The organism is Mesorhizobium sp. BAC0120 (genome assembly GCF_033542235.1).
Taxonomy (GTDB): Bacteria; Pseudomonadota; Alphaproteobacteria; order Rhizobiales; family Rhizobiaceae; genus JAWRCU01.
This window is the reverse complement of the sequence record NZ_JAWRCU010000003.1, coordinates 461,613-478,868: the sequence shown is the minus strand read 5'-3', so window position 1 is coordinate 478,868 and position 17,256 is coordinate 461,613. Positions and strand designations below refer to the sequence as shown.

Sequence of the window (17,256 nt, the reverse complement as noted above, 5' to 3'; positions counted from 1 at the left end):
TCCTGCCTAAAACAACTTGGTATGAGCGACATAGGATGAAATTGCAGTTTCAGCCATCCGCCACTCTCCTCCCCGCATTCCTCCCCGAGAATATGCATCCGCCAAGGAACGTTCCTTCGAGCGCGTTGTAGCCGTGATAGCCGCCGCCGCCAAAGCCAGCGACTTCGCCGGCCGCATAAAGGCCCGGAATTGGCGCGCCCGCAACATCGAGCACCTCGCCGTCGAGATTGGTGTGCAGGCCGCCCAGCGTCTTGCGTGTCAATATGTTGAGGCGCACCGCTATCAGAGGGCCGTTGGCCGGGTCGAGTATCTTGTGCGGCTTCGCTACCCTCACCAGCCGGTCGCCGCGATAGTTTCGAGCGCCGCGAATGGCGATGATCTGGGCATCCTTTGAGAACGGGTTGTCGATCTCGCGGTCGCGCGCTTCGATCTGCATCCTCAACCGATCGTGGTCCAGCAACGGCGCGCCGGCAAGCGCGTTCATTGCAGTGACAAGGTCGCGCAGATCGCTGCGGACAATGAAATCCTCGCCTTTCTGCTTGAATGCTTCGACCGGCGGCGGCGCTGCCCTGCCGCGGCGGCTCTTCAAGACAGCGAGCCAGCTTTTCGACGTCATGTCCGGATTCTGCTCGGAGCCAGAGAGCGCGAACTCCTTCTTTATGATCGCCTGCGTCAACACGAACCAGGAATGATCGTAGCCGGTCGAAAGGATGCGGCGCAGCGCGCCGAGCGTGTCGAAGCCCGGCAGGTACGGCGCTTCAAGCCGCTCGCCTTTCGCGTCGAACCAAAGCGAGGATGGCCCGGGCAGTATGCGGATGCCGTGGTTCGGCCAGATCGGTGCCCAGTTCGTCACGCCCTCGGTGTAATGCCACATGCGGTCGGCGTTGATCACCGAGGCGCCCGCGTCTCGCGCGATTGCAAGCATGCGGCCATCGACATGATACGGCACGCCCGAAACCATCTTCTTCGGCGGCGGCCCGAGCCGCGCCACGGGCCAGCTTTGGCGCACAAGCTCCTGGTTGCCGCCGATGCCGCCCGACGTCAGGATCACTGCGCCGGCGTGAAGCTCGAACTCGCCGACGACATTGCGTCCGGACCGCTCGCCGCGCTTCACCGTCGATGGTTCCAGCACCTCCCCGGCGACACCGGCCACGGCGCCATTGGTCCTGATGAGCCGGCTGACCTGGTGGCGGAATTTCAGCTCGATCAGGCCGCGTCCTGCGTGCTCGCGCACGCGCCGCTCGAACGGCTCCAGGACGCCGGGTCCGGTGCCCCAGGTCAGGTGGAAGCGCGGCACGGAATTGCCGTGGCCGTGCGCCATGCCGCCGCCGCGTTCGGCCCAGCCGACGACCGGGAACCAGCGCATGCCCATCGAATAGAGCCATGCCCGCATCTCGCCGGCGGCGAAATCGATGAAAGCTTCAGCCGTCTTTCGCGGCCAGAAATCCTCCAGCCGGTCGAAGCCGGCCGAGCCCAGCCAGTCCTGCAGGGCCAGCTCGCGACTGTCCTTTATTCCCATGAGGCGCTGCTCGGGACTGTCGACGAAGAACAAGCCTCCGAGCGACCAGAAGGCCTGGCCGCCCAGCGAATTCTCGCCTTCCTGCTCGAGGATGATGACGTGCTTTCCCGCGTCTGCCAGTTCGGCTGCAGCGACCAAGCCGGCAAGCCCGCCGCCTATGATGATCGCATCGGCCCGTTCAGGCATTTCCTCTCCCACGCATCCGAAACGAGCTCAGTCGCGGCTTCTCAATGGCTCTCCCTGTGTTCAGGCCGTTCCTGCTGGCTCACTGCCCTCCATACCGGCTCTTCAGATGCGCCGTGAAGTAGGCGGCGTTGAGCTTCTCGCCCGTGGCTCGCTCGAGCAGAGCCGGCGTCGAATGGAACGATGCCTGTTTCCAGATCTTTTCACTCCGCCATTCGTTGACGGCGTCGAACTTGCCGGCGGCGATGTCGTCGTTGACGCCGGGCACCTCGCGCTCCATCGCCGTCCATTGCTGGGCCGCCATCAATGCGCCGAGGGTGTAGGATGGGAAATAGCCGAAGATGGCGGCGGGCCAGTGCACGTCCTGCATGGGCCCGTCAGCCGGATTGTCGATCGTCGACAGGCCGAGATACTCGCGCATCTTGGCGTCCCACGCTTCGGGCAGGTCGGACGCTTCCAGCCGGCCGGCAACCAGCTCCTGCTCCAGCTCGTAGCGCAGGATCACATGCAGCGGGTAGGTCACCTCGTCGGCATCGACGCGGATCAGGCCACGCTCGACCTTGTGGATCAGCGGCAGGATGTCGTCATAGCCGAACGTCTCGCCGAGGTGCTTCTCGACGACCGGCAGCGCCCAGCGCCAGAAGGCCGGGTTGCGGCCGATCTGCTTTTCCACGAACAGGCTCTGGCTCTCGTGCATGGCCATGCCGCGCGCCCGGCCGACCGGCCAATGCGCCCATTCGGCGGGCAGGTTCTGCTCGTATAACGCGTGCCCGGTCTCATGTAGCACGCCCATCAGCGCCGACAGGAAATCGGAAGTGTTGTAGCGCGTGGTAATGCGCACGTCGGTCGGCACGCCGCCGCAGAAGGGATGGTGCGAGACCGAAAGGCTGCCATGGGTGAAGTCGAAGCCGACCGCGGCCATCATGGCAAGGCCGAGCTCGCGCTGGCGCTCGATCGGGTAGGTGCCGGCAAGCGGCTTGACCGAAGGCTTCTTCTCCTGCGCTGCAAGCGCCTCCGGGATGAAGTCGCGCAGGAATGCCTTCAGCTCGGCGAAGACAGGCGTGATGTCGATGGCGCGGTTGCCGGGATCATATTGCTCCATCAGCGCATCGTAAGGTTCGAGCTGAAGCACCGAAGCGCGGAGCTGCGCCTCCTCACGGACCAGGGCGATCACGCCTTCCAGCGCCGGCAGGAAGCCCGCCCAGTCGTTCTTGGGCCTCAGGTCGCGCCAGAGCTGCTCGGAGCGCAGGCGAGCCTTCGTTTGGCGCTCGACGAATTCGGCCGGAAGGGATGTCAGGTTGGCATATTGCCGTTTGAGTTCGCGGAGCGCCGCGCGCTGGGCCTCGTTCAGCGTCTCGCCTTCCGCCGCGGCGATCCAGTCTGCGATTTCGGGCGCCGTCGCCTGGCGATGATGCATGCCGGCGAGCGCGGCCATCGCCTCGGCGCGGGCTGCGCCGCCGCCGACAGCCATGTGGGTCGCCTCGTCGGCGCCCAGGATCGCCAGCGCGTGATCAAGTGCCTGCAGTTTGTGGCCGAGCTCGTCGAGTTTTGCAAAAGACATCAGGCGCTCCGATTCGTGAGGTCGGTTGAGAGGACAGCAACTGAAGCCCGGCTGCAAGAGCTGCAGGGCGGTGCCGAGACGGTTTGGGCAATTGCACCGGGGCGCGTCCGAAACCGCGACGAGCAATTCCGGTTCGCAAAAAACGGCCGCCGCGCCGAGCGCAGCGGCCGTCATTTCGAGCTTTGTGAGCCGTCAGTGCTGCGACGTCTCCATCTCGATCGTCTGGTTCAGTGCAGCCAGTCGACCGAGCAACGCATTGTAGCTCGCATCCGGGATGCTGCCTCGGTTCTGTGCGATGCTGTCGAGGGCAGAGTTATGGATCAGCCGGCCCTCTTCGCGTGCATCCTGCGCTTCGCTGGCGGTGATGTAGCCTTGACGCCGATCGGCACTGATCGTGCGCTCGGCTTGACTGAGCTGCGAGTCGATCTGCGCCAGGCGCGGGTTGGCGCTTGTGAACGGGCTGCTCGGCTGGAACGGCTGGGCGAGGTTCTGCGCGTAAGCGTCCGCCGGGGCAGCGGTGCGCCTGAGCGGCGCAGCGTCAGCGGTAGCGAGCGAGGTTGCGAGGGCTGAGGCGGCTATTGCCGCAATCGACAGGAGTGAGCGCATGTTTGCGTCTCCATCGGGGAAACGGCTTGCAAGCCGTGATTCCCAAATCGGGCCGTCCGGTTCCGTCGCGTCGCGCTGCCAGTGGGAGGATTGGCCTCGCCGGCGGTTCCCGGCCCGGGACATGGATCTAAGTCTATTCCGGACGTGAGCCCAATCAACAGGCAATCAAAAGGGCGTTGTCAGCGCTCGGTGAGCTTCAATTCGATGCGCCGGTTCTTCCTGCGGGCCTCGTCATTGTCGGCGGCGTCGAGCGGCTGGAATTCGCCGAACCCGGCGGCGACAAGGCGATTGGCCGGCACCCCGTTGGCGATGAAGAACTTGACGACCGAGGTCGCGCGCGCGGAGGATAGCTCCCAATTGTCGCGGTAGCGGCCGGTGCCCGACAGCGGCTTGTTGTCGGTGTGGCCGTCGACGCGCAGCACCCAGTTGATCTCCGGCGGTATCTCCTTCTGGAGCTGGATGATCGCATCGGCGACCTTTTTCATCTCCACCTGGCCTTCCGCGTTAATCGCGTCCGAGCCGGTCGGGAACAGGACTTCCGACTGGAAGACGAAGCGGTCGCCGACGATGCGGATGTTCTCACGGTCGGCAAGGATCTCGCGCAGCCGGCCGAAGAAATCCGAGCGGTAGCGGTTCAGCTCCTGAACACGCTGCGCCAAAGCGACGTTGAGGCGGCGACCCAGATCGGCGATCTTGGTGTTGGACTCGCGGTCGCGTGCCTCCGAGGCATTGAGGGCGTCCTCCAGCGCGGCGATCTGCTTTCTGAGCGCCGCGATCTGCTGGTTGAGCAGTTCGACCTGAGACAGGGCGCGCTGATTTGCCGCGCGCTCGTTCTCAAGGTCGTTGCTCAGCGTGCCGATGCGGGCATTGGCTGCCGCGTCCGAGCCGGCTCCTCGATCAAGCAAGGTTTGCAGCCGCGACTTCTCCTGCTCGGCTGCATTGAGCGAAGCCTGCAGGTTGGCGAGCTGGTCCTGCGCATCCTGCGTGTTCGACTTTTCGAGGGCAAGCAGCTGTGTCAGCTCGTTGATCTGCGAGTTGAGGCGGTTGAGCACTTCGTCCTTGCCGGATATTTCGCGGCTGAGCAGGAATTGCGCCAGCACAAACACCGACAAAAGGAACATGAAGGTCAGGAGGAGCGTCGACAGCGCGTCGACGAAACCCGGCCAATAATCGATGGCACGCTGGCTGCGGCGCCCACGCGCGAGAGGCATCAATGCATCTCCCGCTGTCTCAGCGCTTCAGCGATCTTGTCGAGAGTATTGCGCATCGCCTTCTGCTCTTCGGACTGCGCCTCGACCCAATCACGCATGATCTGCTGCTCGTTGCGCATGTTCTTGACGAGGCCGGAAATGCCGTCGGCAAGATTGGCCATTGCGGTCGCGACGCGCTGGTTGGAGCCACCGGTTTCCTGCAACGTCCTGAGGCGCTCGGTGACTGCGCGAAACTCGTCGGGAGGCGCGGCCCTGCCCGGATCGACGGCAATGTCGGAGGAAAGATCGGCCACGGTCGAGAGCCAATTCTCCAGTTCGGTATAGAAGCGCGTCTGCGCGCGGCCGGCCTGCAAATCGAGGAAGCCGACGATCAGCGAGCCAGACAGGCCGAACAGGGAGGCTGAGAAGGCGGTGCCCATACCGGCCAATGGCGCAGCGAGGCCCGTCTTGAGCGCTTCCAGCATGTCGCCGGCGTCGCCGGTGCCGGGATCGAGCGCCTGAATGGTCTGGCCGATCGAGCCGATCGTTGAAAGCAGGCCCCAGAAGGTGCCGAGCAGGCCGAGGAAAACGAGCAGCCCGGCTAGGTAGCGCGTGATGTCGCGCGTTTCGTCCAGCCGGTTGGCGATCGAGTCGAGCATGGTGCGCATGGAGCTGGTCGACAGCGCCATGGTCGAGGAGCGCGACAACAGCGCCCGCATCGGCGCGAGCAGCACCGGATCCGTAGCCTCTGAACCGGCGCGGAACGAGTTCACCCAACGCACCTCGCGGAACAGTCGGATGACATGCATGAAGGCGAGCAATATGCCGACAATGAGCACCCCGACGATCAAGCCGTTGAGGCCGGGATTGGTGACAAAGGCACGCGAAATCTGGCGATAGAGGATTGCCGCGATAAAGGCGACGATCGCCAGGAATATGAGCATCGACAGAAGGAAGACCTGCGGGCTCGACAGCTTGTGGGGGTCGTAGCCGGATTCCCCAAGTGCGACATCGCTGCCGAAAGCTTTGAAAAATGCCATCCGCGCCTCAAATCCTTGTCAGGACTATCTGGAGCGGCGTGCGATCAAGCCGGATCGCTGCGCCGCTCTAGCTCTTTGTTCACACGCCGGATTTGTCCGAAAACAGCTACGCACTTTTCGGTCCGATGCGCTAGCCCGCGACTCTAAGCGGATTTAGCAGGAAAATGAAAGACGCGAAGCGGTCGCGCCCAACCCTGTCAGATACGGTCAATGACGAGGCAGTCCATCACGGCGGCCAGATGCAGGCCGGCTCCCACAACCACAAAGCCGTGCCAGAGAGCACTCTGGAAGCGCAGGCTCTGCCAGGCGAAGAACACCACGCCCACCGAATAGAAGATGCCGCCCGTGGCGATCAGCCAGAGCGTCGCCGGCGAAAGCACCTCGAGCACCGAGCGGCCGAAGACGAGGCCACCCCATCCGATTGCCAGGTAGAAGACGATCGAGAGCCGATCGAATCGGCCGGGCAGCATCAGCTTGATCGCGATGCCCGTCCCCGCGGCGCACCAGATAAGGGCGATCATCACCCCGGCGGTGGCGCGGTCGTTAAGCTGGGCGAGAAAGGGCGTGTAGGTGCCGGCGATCAGGAGATAGATGGCGGCGTGGTCGAAGCGGCGCAGCACCCATTTCGCCTTCGAAACAGGCCACAGATTATAGGCCAGCGAGATCGACAGCACGGTGAGCAGCGAGACGACATAGAACACCGCCGCCACATATTCCCAAAGGCCGGCATGGAAAACCGAGAAGGCGAGCAGGATCGATCCAGCCGAGATCGCGAACACGATCCCAACGGCATGCACGACGCCGTCGGCAATCAGTTCGGCCTTCGAATATTGAAACCGTCCGGAAAACGGAATCTCGATGCTCAAAACGCGACCGTCACCTGCTCGCTTCACCCCTCTCCGGGTGTCAGTCGGGATGTAGGCAGGCAAACTTAACTATTTTATGGCCGGCAGGTTTCAGGGCAGTAAGGCAGTAGGGCAATAAGGCAATAGGGCCGGTCGGGATGTGCCGTCGCGAGAAATGGCGATGGCAAAAAGCGCTTGCAGACTGGAATGGGTGGATAAGCAGTTCCTACTGCCCTACTGCCCTACTGCCCTACTGCCCTACTGCCCTGGTGCTTATCTGGCAGACAGCGGTTTGCGGACCGTCTTGAGCAGCGCCCGGTGGATCGCCTCGTTGCCGGCGACGAGGGACTTGCTCTCGAAAATGTCCTGGCCCCCCGCGCGGTCGGAGACGAAGCCACCGGCCTCGCGGATGAGCAGGATCCCAGCCGCGATGTCCCACGGCGACAGTGCCTCCTCCCAGAAGCCGTCAAAGCGTCCGGCCGCGACATAGGCGAGGTCGAGCGAGGCCGCGCCGAGCCGCCGGATTCCGGAGACTTCGCCCATGACATTGCGCAGCTCGATCAGGAAATTGCCATGATGACCGCGGCCGAGATGCGGAATGCCGGTGCCTATCACCGCGTCCGGCAACTGTGTGCGGGCTGAAACCCTGAGGCGGCGGTCGTTGAGGAAGGCACCGCCGCCGCGCTCGGCCGTATAGAGCTCATCCATCGCAGGATTGTAGACCACCGCCGCGACGAGCTGACCTTGCCGCTCAAGCGCGATCGAAATGGCGAAGATCGGGATGCCGTGAAGGAAATTGGTCGTGCCGTCGAGCGGGTCGACGATCCAGCGGTGCTGGCCGTCATCGCCCGAAACCTCGCCGCGCTCTTCCATCAGGAAGCTGTAGCCCGGTCGTGCGCGCGACAGCTCAGCGAAGATGATTTCCTCCGATTTGCGGTCGGCCTGGCTGACATAGTCGCCCGGCCCCTTGAGCGAGACCTGCAGGTTCTGCACCTCGCCGAAATCGCGCGCCAGCGAGCGCCCGGCCTTTGTGGCGGCCTGCACCATGACATTGATGATCGCAGAACGGGCCATTAGAAGACAATCCTGATTTTCAGCACGCGCGTTAAGATCATTCCGCGCGCCGCAGATAGGTGAGCTCGTTGGTATCGACGACCACCCGCTCGCCGGCAGCGATGAAGGGCGGCACCAGGATGCGGATGCCGTTCTCGAGCACTGCGGGCTTATAGGAAGAGGCGGCTGTCTGACCCTTGACGACAGGGTCGGCCTCGGAGACTTCGAGCGTCACCTGGTCGGGCAGCGAGATACCGATCGGCTTTTCCTCATAGAGCTGAACGGTGACCTTCATGCCGTCCTGCAGGAAGGCGGCGCGGTCGCCGACGAAATCCTTCTGCAGCTCGAGCTGCTCGTAGGTCTCGGTGTCCATGAAGATCAGCGCATCCCCCTGCTCGTAGAGAAAGGAGAAATCCTTCAGCTCCAGCTGCACCCTCTCGACGGTTTCAGCCGAGCGGAACCGCTCGTTGAGCTTGGTACCATCGATCAGGTTCTTCAGCTCGACCTGATTATAGGCGCCGCCTTTGCCGGGCTTCACCGAGTTCGTTTTCACCGCAACCCACAGGCCGCCATTATGCTCAATGACGTTGCCGGGACGGATTTCGTTTCCGCTGATCTTCATTGATCATTCCGAAGGGATTGATGCCGGCCGTTTTGCAAGAGCGGCAATTTTGGGCCTCCAGACCACAAATCACCGGCAAGGGCAAGGCTTCACCGCAGGCGGTTGGCCTTCTCGATCGCCTGCTTGGTTTCTTCGGGCGTCAGGCCGTTCAGGAAGTCGTCCATGACGGGATCGGAGAGCCCGGCGCGGTGAGCAGCGATGTACCATGCGGCTGCCATGATATTGTCCGGGTCGGTCCCGAGCCCCTGCATGTATAGCTTGGCGAGCCTGTTCTGCGCGGCCACATTGCCGATGAGCGCTGCACGGCGCAGCCAGTTGAATCCGGCCTTGCGATCCTGCGGGCCCCCGCGCCCTTCGACCAGCCAGGTGCCCAGGTCGAGCGCGGCCGTGTCGTAGCCCTGCTCGGCAGCGAGCTGCAGCCAGCGGCGCGCCTCCACCTCGTCGCGCTTCTTGCCGCCGGCGCCGTTCGCATAGATCTGCGACATCGCGTATTGCGCGTCGGCAAGCCCCGCCTTTGCGGCCTGCTCATAGTAGGGAACCGCCTTGGCCATTCCCGCGTCGCCGGGTTCGCGACGCACGATGAGCTGCGCGAGATTGAACTGGGCGAGCACGTTGCCGGCCTGCGACGCAGCCTCGAGCAGCGCATAGGCCTCGTTGAGGTCCTTCTTCACATAGTCCCCGTCAAGGAGCATCAGCGCGTATTGAAACTGCGCTTCCGGAACGCCCTGCTCGGCGGCGAGCGAGTACCACTTCGCCGCTTCGACCGGATTGCGCGGCAAGCCCAGCCCGCGCGACAGAATCTCGGCGACCAGCGTCTGCGCAGCCGCGTCGCCGTCCTTGGCACGCCGCAGGGCGAAGTTGTAGGCGGTGACATAGAGGCCGCGCTGGTATGCGCCATATGCCGCGTCCGGCTGCTTCTCGCCGAACCGATCCGGGTTGACGACTCCAGGGTTCCCGGTCGTGGTCCCCGGCTGCATGTCCTTGCCGGCTCTTGACTGCTTCTCGCCGAGCGCCTGGCCGGGCGCGCTTTGCGTCGCCGCCGGTTGTGCCATCATTTTGGTCGCTGCCAATTTCTCCGCGCCGGCAGCCAGCGCAGTCGCTGGCAGCGCGGCAACGAGGAAGAGCGACGCGAGGCCGATTACGCGGGTTATGGTCGGAGCCGGCGCCCCCTCCACCGCCTTCGGCGGTCCCCCTCCCCCGTTTACGGGGGAGGGGGACCACGCGAAGCGTGGTGGAGGGGGCCTTTGCGACAGCCCCCTCGTCACGGCTCATCCTCGAAGCGCGGCGCGCTTTCGTCGAGCAGTCGATTGACACGCGCTATCGCCTCGGCCGCGTCGACGCCATCGGCAAAGATCGCAGTCGACAGTCCGGCGAACTCGGCGCCCGTGGCGGCGACCGTCGCTGCAGATTCGACGCTTGATCCCGCCAGTACAATGCAGGGGATTTCGATCATCTCCGCCCACCAGCGGCCAAGCGCCAGGTTGCGGTGGTGCGGCTCGGGCTGCGTGTCGTAACCAAAACGGCCGAAGAACATGTAGTCCGGGCGCTCCTCGCCGAGCGCCAGCGCATCGTCACGCGTCTTGGCGCCGCCGACGCCGACCATCATCTTGTCCTGCATGCGGTCGATGACGTCTGCGAGAGCTCCTTTGCCGCCTTCGACATGGATGCCGTCGGCCCGCAATCGGGCCGCGATCCGTGAATCGCCGCCGACAACCGCTGCGACATCGCTCTCCTGGGCAAGCGGCACGATACGCTCGGCAAAAGCCTGGAAGGCCACGTCATCGAGCTTATAAGGCGGCAGGATGAGCGAGGCTACATCGCCACCCGAGATCGCGTCGGAAAGCTTCCGGCCAAAGTCGCCGGCATTGGCACCGGGTGGGGCGATCAGCACAATGCGGCAGCGGTTCGGCGGGGTTTTCGCAATCATGGCGCTCGGTTGGTGAGGCCTCGCTATGGAGGCTGATCTTGGTTGGATTGCGGCATAGTCGATCACGGTCGGGCTGAACAGCCTACACCCTAAGCAGGCTTTCGTGGGTTGTCCCACAAAAGCCTGCTTAGATTCGTTTCCCTGTCGCAGTTTCTTATCGCAAAACGACGGGACACTTTTGCGGAACCTGCTTAGGCAAGCTTGCCGCTTCATTAACAGGCGAAAAAGGTTTATTGCGACGCCGAAAGGCTTCCCCTCCGTGACCGAACTCTTCGCCGATCCGTGGTTCTATGCCGCAGCCGTGCCTGCCGTCATCCTTGTCGGCCTCTCCAAAGGGGGGCTCGGTGGTGGTGTAGGCGTTGTCGGCGTGCCGATGATGGCGCTTGCCATCTCGCCGGTGCGAGCTGCGGCGATCCTGCTGCCGATCCTCGTCCTGATGGACATGGTCTCGCTGTGGAGCTGGCGGGGCATCTATGACAGGAAGATACTCAGGACGACCATGCCCGGCGCTATGGCAGGCATCGGCATCGGCTGGCTGATGGCGGCATTCGTCACCGAGAACCTGATCCGCTTCGTGGTCGGCGCAGTCTCGATCGTGTTCGTCGGGCGCTGGCTCTATCAGCAGTATCGGGATCGCGGCGCAATCGAAAAGGCGTCGCCAAACTGGGTCGCAGCCGGCTTCTGGGGCACTGTCGCCGGCTTCACCAGCTTCGTCGCGCATGCGGGCGGGCCGCCTTACCAGGTCTACACCCTGCCGCTGGGGCTCGATCCGAAGGTCTTCACCGGTACCAGCGTCATCTTCTTCGCGATCACGAATGCGGTGAAGCTCGTCCCCTATTTCGCGCTGGGGCAATTTGACACGGAGAACCTCGCCGCTTCCGCCGTGATGATGCCGCTCGCGCTCATCTCGACGCTCTTTGGCGCCTATCTGGTGAAGCGCATGAGGCCCGCGCTCTTCTACCCGTTCTCCTACATCACCGTGGCTCTGGTGGCCGTCAAGCTGCTCTGGGACGGCGCGGCTGGCCTGCTTTAGCCTTGGCCGAAGCGACGCCGCTCGACGTTCAAAACGGTTCAGAAAAACGGTTGGTCCAGCGCCACTGTGTATCAACATGTGAACAATCGTGAGGTATCATCGCCTTTTTTTTGAACCGAGGCTGACCCTATTTCGTTTGTGAGCGGGTTGCATCGTCTGACGCCGATTCGCGCCAAATCAATGAAACAACGTCGGGACCCATCTAACATGACCGCTCAAGCCTTGCCCGCGCGGGACACTCGCATCGATGTTTTTCGAGCATTGGCGCTGCTCACGATCTTCGTGAACCACGTTCCCGGCACCGTCTACGAGCATTTTACGAGCAAGAACTTCGGCTTTTCGGACGCAGCAGAATCCTTCGTTCTGATCTCCGGCATCGCCGTCGGCCTCGCCTACGGCGTGAAATTCGTGCCGGGGAGCCGAGTCCTGATCACCGTCAAGGCCCTTCGCCGAGCGGGCGTCCTTTACATCGCCCATATCATGACCACGGTCGCGACGCTGGCGATCTTTTCGGCCGCCGCGCTGCATTTCGCACGGCCGGACCTCTTGAAGCTCATCAATATCGAGCTGATCATCGAGGATACGCCGGAGGCGCTGGTCGGCGTCGCCACGCTCGGCCACCAGATCGGCTACAACAACATATTGTCAATGTATGCCTCGGTTCTCGTCATGCTGCCGCTCTTCCTGCTCATCGGCAGCATCAGCCTATCGCTGATGGTCGGCGTTTCCGGCATGATCTGGCTCATCGCGGGCATCTACCAGCTCGCCCCGAAAGATTTTCCGGGCGAGGGGCTGTGGTTCCTGAACCCGCTTTCCTGGCAATTCCTGTTCGTGATCGGCCTGGCCGCCATGCTGCATGTCAAGCGTGGCGGCAGGATTGCCTTCAACCCGTGGCTGGCAAGCGCAGCTCTGGGCTATGTCGTGCTGTCGCTGCTGTGGGTCCGCATTCCGCTATGGGGCATCGATACCTCGCTCGGTCTGCCGGCTGTACTGACCGGCTTCGACAAGACGTTCCTGTCGCTTCCGCGCCTGCTGCACATCCTGTCACTCGCCTATCTGATCGCCGCCATGCCGGCGATATCCGGGCTGGCGCGCACACGGCCGGACAATCCGCTCGCCATTCTCGGCAAGCACTCGCTGCCGGTGTTCCTGGCGGGAACGATCCTCGCCATGGTGGCACAGGTCTATAAGGCCATCGATCCAGGCGGGCTGCTCGACGACACCGTGCTGATCGCCACGGGCATCCTGTTGCAGTTCGGCTTCGCCTATTTCCTCGAATGGCTCAAGAAACTCGAAAAGGAAAACCGGAGCAAGCTGCAGTCCGGGAACGCTACGCGTCCGATGCTGAGCGGACAGGGGGCGCGGGTTGGCGCGCTGGCGAAGGCGCCGAGCTAAGGCAGTAGGAGGATAAGCGGGCAGGGGGTATAGGGCAGTCGCGCTGTAGGGCGTACTGAGCACCGGTTTCCCTTATTCCTTGTCTCACAAGAGGGGTGCAGTCCGCGCCTCCATTTGCCCTACCCCCATCTTCCCTATTCCCCTCCATAGTTAGCGATTGCGCTAAGTGTCCGGCCCTGATACTTAGCCATATGGAAAACTATCAGGGCCAGCTCGACGGCATATTTCAGGCGCTCGCCGATCCCACCCGGCGCGCGGTGCTCAGCAGATTGGGTGCAGGCCCGGCGAGCATCAGCGAACTGGCAAAGCCGTTCGCGATGGCTTTGCCTTCCTTCATGAAGCACATCCACCTCCTCGAGGGGAGCGGGCTGATACTGACGCGCAAGCAGGGCCGCGTGCGGACCTGCGCCATCGAGAAGAACCAGTTTGCCCTGGTCGAGAAATGGCTCTCCGCGCAACACGCGATCTGGGAAGGCCGCACCGACAGGCTGGAGCAATTCGTCACTGCTCAACAAAGGGAAGATCAGAAATGACCAGATCCTTCGACCCGTCTCGCGACTTGACCATTTCACGTATCATCAAGGCTCCGCGGGCAGCCGTGTGGGACGCGTGGGCAGATCGCGCGCGCTTCGAGCAATGGTGGGTTCCGGCGCCGGCAAGATGCAGGGTCGTGGAGATGGAGCTGCGCCCGGGCGGTTCGTTCGTCACCCGCATCAGCGAGGACGGCGGCGATTTCATGCCGCATATGAATGCCTGCTTCCTGGCCGTGGACGATCTCGAACGGATCGTCTTCACCGATGCGCTCACCGGCGGATGGAGGCCGGCCGAACAGCCCTTCATGGCGGCGGTCATCACCTTCAAGGACCATCCGGAGGGTACCGACTACGCGGCCCACGTGATGCACAAGAGCGATGCCGACAGGAACATGCATCAGGAATTGGGCTTCTACGACGGCTGGGACACCGTGATGGAACAGCTCGCAAAACTCGTCGAACCAGGCGTGTAGGGGTGAGACGAATGCGCAAGATCGTGCTGCAGATGATGACCACGCTCAACGGCCGGCTGGACGATCCGCTGGCCTGGTTGCACGGCGTCAGCGATGACCAGTATCGCGAGATCGACCGTCTCTACGCAAGCTATGACACGATCCTGGTCGGGCGGACGACCTATGAGGAGATGGCGGCCTATTGGCCAGGCGCCGTAAATGAGGGGACCGAGGCCAATCGCAGCATGGCGCGTCGCATGAACGCCTACAAGAAAGTGGTCTTCTCGCGATCGGGACGCGAGGGCCTGACCGAGTGGGTGAATGTCGAGCAGGTCGTGGTCCGCAGCGATGCCGATCTGGCGAGATATCTCACCGAATTGAAGGCACGGCCGGGCGGCGACATCCATCTATCGGGTGGCGCCAGCCTGGCGCAGTCCGTCATCGGCCTCGGCCTCGTCGACGAGTTCCGGTTCTTCGTCTACCCGGTAGTGTCGCAGGGCGAATCCTGGTTCGCCAAGCTGACCGACAAGCACGACCTGGAGCTCTTGAGTACCGGCTCTTATGAGAATGGCGTGGTCGCGCTGCATTATGTGCCACGTCAGCTCGCGGCCACGGTCCAGCCGAGCAGCTTTACCGATTTGTTGACGTGATGTGCCGGCGAAGCCGAGCGCGGCCGTCGATCTGCTCCAGATAGTTCCTCGGCTCCCGCTCCCCCGTTCTAGCTGTCTGTTTTGCAGCATGATCTATCCGAAAGCTCTGCAACTTTTCCCTATGCTGACTTTCGGTTCGGGATCATGCTCTGGATTGGCGACATCCGATCGGGAGGAGAACCGTGGCAGGCATCTATGACAGTGGGCTCGACAAGAACGCGGCGAACTACCAGCCGCTGACGCCCATCACATTCCTCGAACGTGCGGCGAAAGTCTTTCCAGACCATCTCGCGATCGTCCACGGCAGCAACCGCGTCTCCTATCGCGAGTTTTGGCAGCGTTCGCTGAGGCTCGGTTCGGCGCTGGCGCAAAAGGGCATCGGCAAGGGCGATACGGTGACCGTGATGCTGTCCAATACGCCTGCCATGCTGGAAGCCCATTTCGGCGTGCCGATGGTGAAGGCAGTGCTGCACAGCCTCAACACCCGGCTCGATGCGGCTGTGATCGCGTTCCAGCTCGACCATGCCGAGAGCAAGATCCTCATCGTCGACCGCGAGTTCTCTGCGGTGGTGAAGGAGGCGCTGGCGATCGCCAAGGTGCAGCCCTTCGTCATCGATTATGACGACCCGGACTACGGAACTGAGGCGCCCTACCCGAAGGGCGAGCGCGTCGGCTCCATGGATTATGAAGAATTCGTCGGCTCGGGCGATCCCGGCTTTCGCTGGTCAATGCCGGATGACGAATGGGACGCGATCTCGCTCAACTACACCTCGGGCACGACAGGCAATCCGAAGGGCGTGGTCTATCATCATCGCGGCGCGGCCCTGATGGCCTATTCCAACACGATTCACGCCGGGATGGGCAGGCACCCCGTCTATCTCTGGACACTGCCGATGTTCCACTGCAACGGCTGGTGTTTCCCCTGGACGCTGGCCGTGCAGGCCGGCACACATGTCTGTCTGCGCTGGGTGAGGGCGAAAGCAATGTATGACGCGATCGCCGACCATGGCGTGACGCATCTCTGCGGCGCGCCGATCGTGATGGCCACGCTTATCAACGCAGCACCCGAGGACAAACGCAGCTTCCCGCAGACGGTGACCTTCAACACGGCGGCGGCTCCGCCTCCGGAAGCCGTGCTCGCCGGGATGGCCGAGGCGGGGTTCATCGTGAACCACCTCTATGGTCTCACGGAGACTTACGGTCCGGCGGTCGTCAACGAATGGCACAATGAGTGGGACGCGTTCGACGGCTCGGGACGCGCGACGAAGAAGGCGCGACAGGGCGTGCGCTATGCCGCGCTCGAAGCGCTGACCGTGATGGACCCGGCGACGATGCGGCAGACGCCCGCCGACGGCGAGACACTTGGCGAGGTGATGTTCCGCGGCAACATCGTCATGAAGGGCTATCTCAAGAACAAGAAAGCCACTGACGAGGCCCTGGCCGACGGCTGGTTCCATTCCGGCGATCTCGGGGTCATGCATCCGGACGGCTATATCCAGCTCAAGGACCGCTCCAAGGACATCATTATCTCCGGCGGCGAAAACATCTCCTCGATCGAGGTCGAGGACGCGCTCTACAAGCACCCGGCCGTCGCCTCATGCGGCGTCGTCGCGCGGCCGGATGAGAAATGGGGCGAGACGCCAGTCGCCTATGTCGAGCTCAAGCCCGGCAGGACGGCAAGCGAGGAAGAAATCCTCGGGCATTGCCGCAAGCTCCTTGCCCGCTTCAAATGTCCGAAGACCGTCGTCTTTGCCGAAATCCCCAAGACCTCGACCGGTAAGATCCAGAAGTTCAGGCTGCGCGAGCTCGCCCGCGAGCTCAGGTAATGCCGATCAACCGAGTCGATATCGGTACTCGTTTCCCATGTTCGGGGTCCGGCGACATACGCCGGATACATTGGGAGCCCCACACATCCGGCGTCGAAACGATGGGCTCTCTGCGGATGTCATGCTTCGCGTGACCAGAAGAGCCACAGCATTTGGGGACTGAAATGCAGGGCGTCGCACGCAACTTCTTCACACTCGCCGTCATCTATGCACTTTGCGGGATGGCGCTCGGGCTCTTCATGTCGATCACGCAGGACCACAGCCAGATGCCGGTCCACGCGCACACGATGGTGGCCGGCTGGCTGATGTCGTCGGTGTTCGCCTTCTTTTATCACCTCTTCCCGGCGGCCGGCGAAAGCCGCCTCGCGCAGATCCACTTCTGGCTGACAGCCGTGAGCGGCATCGGCCTGCTCGTAGGCCTTTTCTTCCTGCTCGGCGGCAACACTGCCATCGAGCCGGTGGTCGGGATCTCCTCGATCGGCTTCTATCTCGGGACGTTCCTGTTCGCTTTCATCGCGCTGCCGGCCATCTACAAGCCTCGCGTGACAAGGCCCTGAGCAGGTTCCGCAAAAGTTTAGCTAAAAAAGTTCGGAGGCGTTAAGGCTTCGTTAAGCTTTACGGGCGTTTACTCTACGGTATCCAGTGATCTGGATTCTTACCGGGTGGTTGGAGCCACTCTGTTTGACGCCTCCCTGTTAACTTCTGAGAGCCGCCCTTCCGCGGCTCTTTTTTTGCTGCCGGGAGCAGGGTGAACGGCTCCGGGGGCCCGGCTACAACCCTTTGACTTTCCAGCATGTCATCATCTGGAACGTCCACCCCTC

General features: G+C 62.9%; 17 protein-coding genes. 7 read left to right on the top strand and 10 right to left on the bottom strand.

The features are described from left to right. Nucleotides 1–49 precede the first annotated feature (49 nt). The 10 genes from SAZ10_RS09150 to SAZ10_RS09105 all read right to left on the bottom strand — a co-directional run bounded on the left by SAZ10_RS09150 (nucleotide 50) and on the right by SAZ10_RS09105 (nucleotide 10,546). The gene (locus tag SAZ10_RS09150) at nucleotides 50–1,705 is read right to left on the bottom strand and encodes an FAD-binding dehydrogenase (RefSeq protein WP_318608891.1); all 1,656 of its coding nucleotides are present in this window, start codon (nucleotides 1,703–1,705) and stop codon (nucleotides 50–52) included. A gap of 79 nt (nucleotides 1,706–1,784) precedes the next feature. Beyond that, the gene (locus SAZ10_RS09145) at nucleotides 1,785–3,263 is read right to left on the bottom strand and encodes a carboxypeptidase M32 (protein WP_318608890.1); all 1,479 of its coding nucleotides are present in this window, start codon (nucleotides 3,261–3,263) and stop codon (nucleotides 1,785–1,787) included. Nucleotides 3,264–3,455: 192 nt separating this feature from the next. After that, complete coding sequence (locus tag SAZ10_RS09140) at nucleotides 3,456–3,869, bottom strand: hypothetical protein (RefSeq protein WP_318608889.1); 414 nt, start codon at nucleotides 3,867–3,869, stop codon at nucleotides 3,456–3,458. 179 nt (nucleotides 3,870–4,048) lie between these two features. Next, nucleotides 4,049–5,080 (bottom strand): peptidoglycan -binding protein, encoded by a 1,032-nt coding sequence (locus SAZ10_RS09135; RefSeq protein WP_318608888.1) that lies wholly within the window; start codon nucleotides 5,078–5,080, stop codon nucleotides 4,049–4,051. Then, nucleotides 5,080–6,099 (bottom strand): MotA/TolQ/ExbB proton channel family protein, encoded by a 1,020-nt coding sequence (locus SAZ10_RS09130; RefSeq protein ID WP_318608887.1) that lies wholly within the window; start codon nucleotides 6,097–6,099, stop codon nucleotides 5,080–5,082. The genes SAZ10_RS09135 and SAZ10_RS09130 overlap by 1 nt, the downstream gene beginning before the upstream one ends. A gap of 197 nt (nucleotides 6,100–6,296) precedes the next feature. After that, complete coding sequence (gene trhA, locus SAZ10_RS09125; protein ID WP_318608886.1) at nucleotides 6,297–6,965, bottom strand: PAQR family membrane homeostasis protein TrhA; 669 nt, start codon at nucleotides 6,963–6,965, stop codon at nucleotides 6,297–6,299. Between the two features lie 252 nt (nucleotides 6,966–7,217). Beyond that, nucleotides 7,218–8,018, bottom strand: a complete 801-nt coding sequence (locus SAZ10_RS09120) for an inositol monophosphatase family protein (RefSeq protein WP_318608885.1) — start codon at nucleotides 8,016–8,018, stop codon at nucleotides 7,218–7,220. A 37-nt stretch (nucleotides 8,019–8,055) separates the two neighbouring features. After that, nucleotides 8,056–8,619 (bottom strand): elongation factor P, encoded by a 564-nt coding sequence (efp, locus tag SAZ10_RS09115; protein WP_318608884.1) that lies wholly within the window; start codon nucleotides 8,617–8,619, stop codon nucleotides 8,056–8,058. Nucleotides 8,620–8,708: 89 nt separating this feature from the next. After that, a complete protein-coding gene (locus SAZ10_RS09110; protein ID WP_318608883.1) occupies nucleotides 8,709–9,674 on the bottom strand; it encodes a tetratricopeptide repeat protein in 966 nt (321 codons plus the stop codon). 206 nt (nucleotides 9,675–9,880) lie between these two features. After that, a complete protein-coding gene (locus SAZ10_RS09105) occupies nucleotides 9,881–10,546 on the bottom strand; it encodes a thiamine phosphate synthase (RefSeq protein WP_318608882.1) in 666 nt (221 codons plus the stop codon). Between the two features lie 259 nt (nucleotides 10,547–10,805). Here SAZ10_RS09105 and SAZ10_RS09100 point away from each other — a divergent pair, with 259 nt between their 5' ends. From SAZ10_RS09100 to SAZ10_RS09070, 7 genes are all read left to right on the top strand, one after another. Then, nucleotides 10,806–11,579: a sulfite exporter TauE/SafE family protein gene (locus SAZ10_RS09100; RefSeq protein WP_318608881.1), complete on the top strand. Its 774-nt coding sequence runs from the start codon at nucleotides 10,806–10,808 to the stop codon at nucleotides 11,577–11,579. A 207-nt stretch (nucleotides 11,580–11,786) separates the two neighbouring features. Continuing rightward, entirely contained in the window at nucleotides 11,787–12,974 is a 1,188-nt protein-coding gene (locus SAZ10_RS09095) for an OpgC family protein (RefSeq protein ID WP_318608880.1), read from the top strand. A gap of 191 nt (nucleotides 12,975–13,165) precedes the next feature. After that, nucleotides 13,166–13,507, top strand: coding sequence for a metalloregulator ArsR/SmtB family transcription factor (locus tag SAZ10_RS09090; RefSeq protein WP_318608879.1), 342 nt, complete (start codon nucleotides 13,166–13,168; stop codon nucleotides 13,505–13,507). Then, nucleotides 13,504–13,980: an SRPBCC family protein gene (locus SAZ10_RS09085; RefSeq protein WP_318608878.1), complete on the top strand. Its 477-nt coding sequence runs from the start codon at nucleotides 13,504–13,506 to the stop codon at nucleotides 13,978–13,980. Before SAZ10_RS09090 ends, SAZ10_RS09085 begins: the two co-directional genes overlap by 4 nt. Before the next feature lie 11 nt (nucleotides 13,981–13,991). Continuing rightward, the gene (locus SAZ10_RS09080; protein ID WP_318608877.1) at nucleotides 13,992–14,609 is read left to right on the top strand and encodes a dihydrofolate reductase family protein; all 618 of its coding nucleotides are present in this window, start codon (nucleotides 13,992–13,994) and stop codon (nucleotides 14,607–14,609) included. 182 nt (nucleotides 14,610–14,791) lie between these two features. Continuing rightward, entirely contained in the window at nucleotides 14,792–16,435 is a 1,644-nt protein-coding gene (locus SAZ10_RS09075; protein WP_318608876.1) for an acyl-CoA synthetase, read from the top strand. Between the two features lie 164 nt (nucleotides 16,436–16,599). Continuing rightward, nucleotides 16,600–16,992, top strand: a complete 393-nt coding sequence (locus SAZ10_RS09070; RefSeq protein WP_318608875.1) for a hypothetical protein — start codon at nucleotides 16,600–16,602, stop codon at nucleotides 16,990–16,992. Nucleotides 16,993–17,256: the final 264 nt, after the last annotated feature.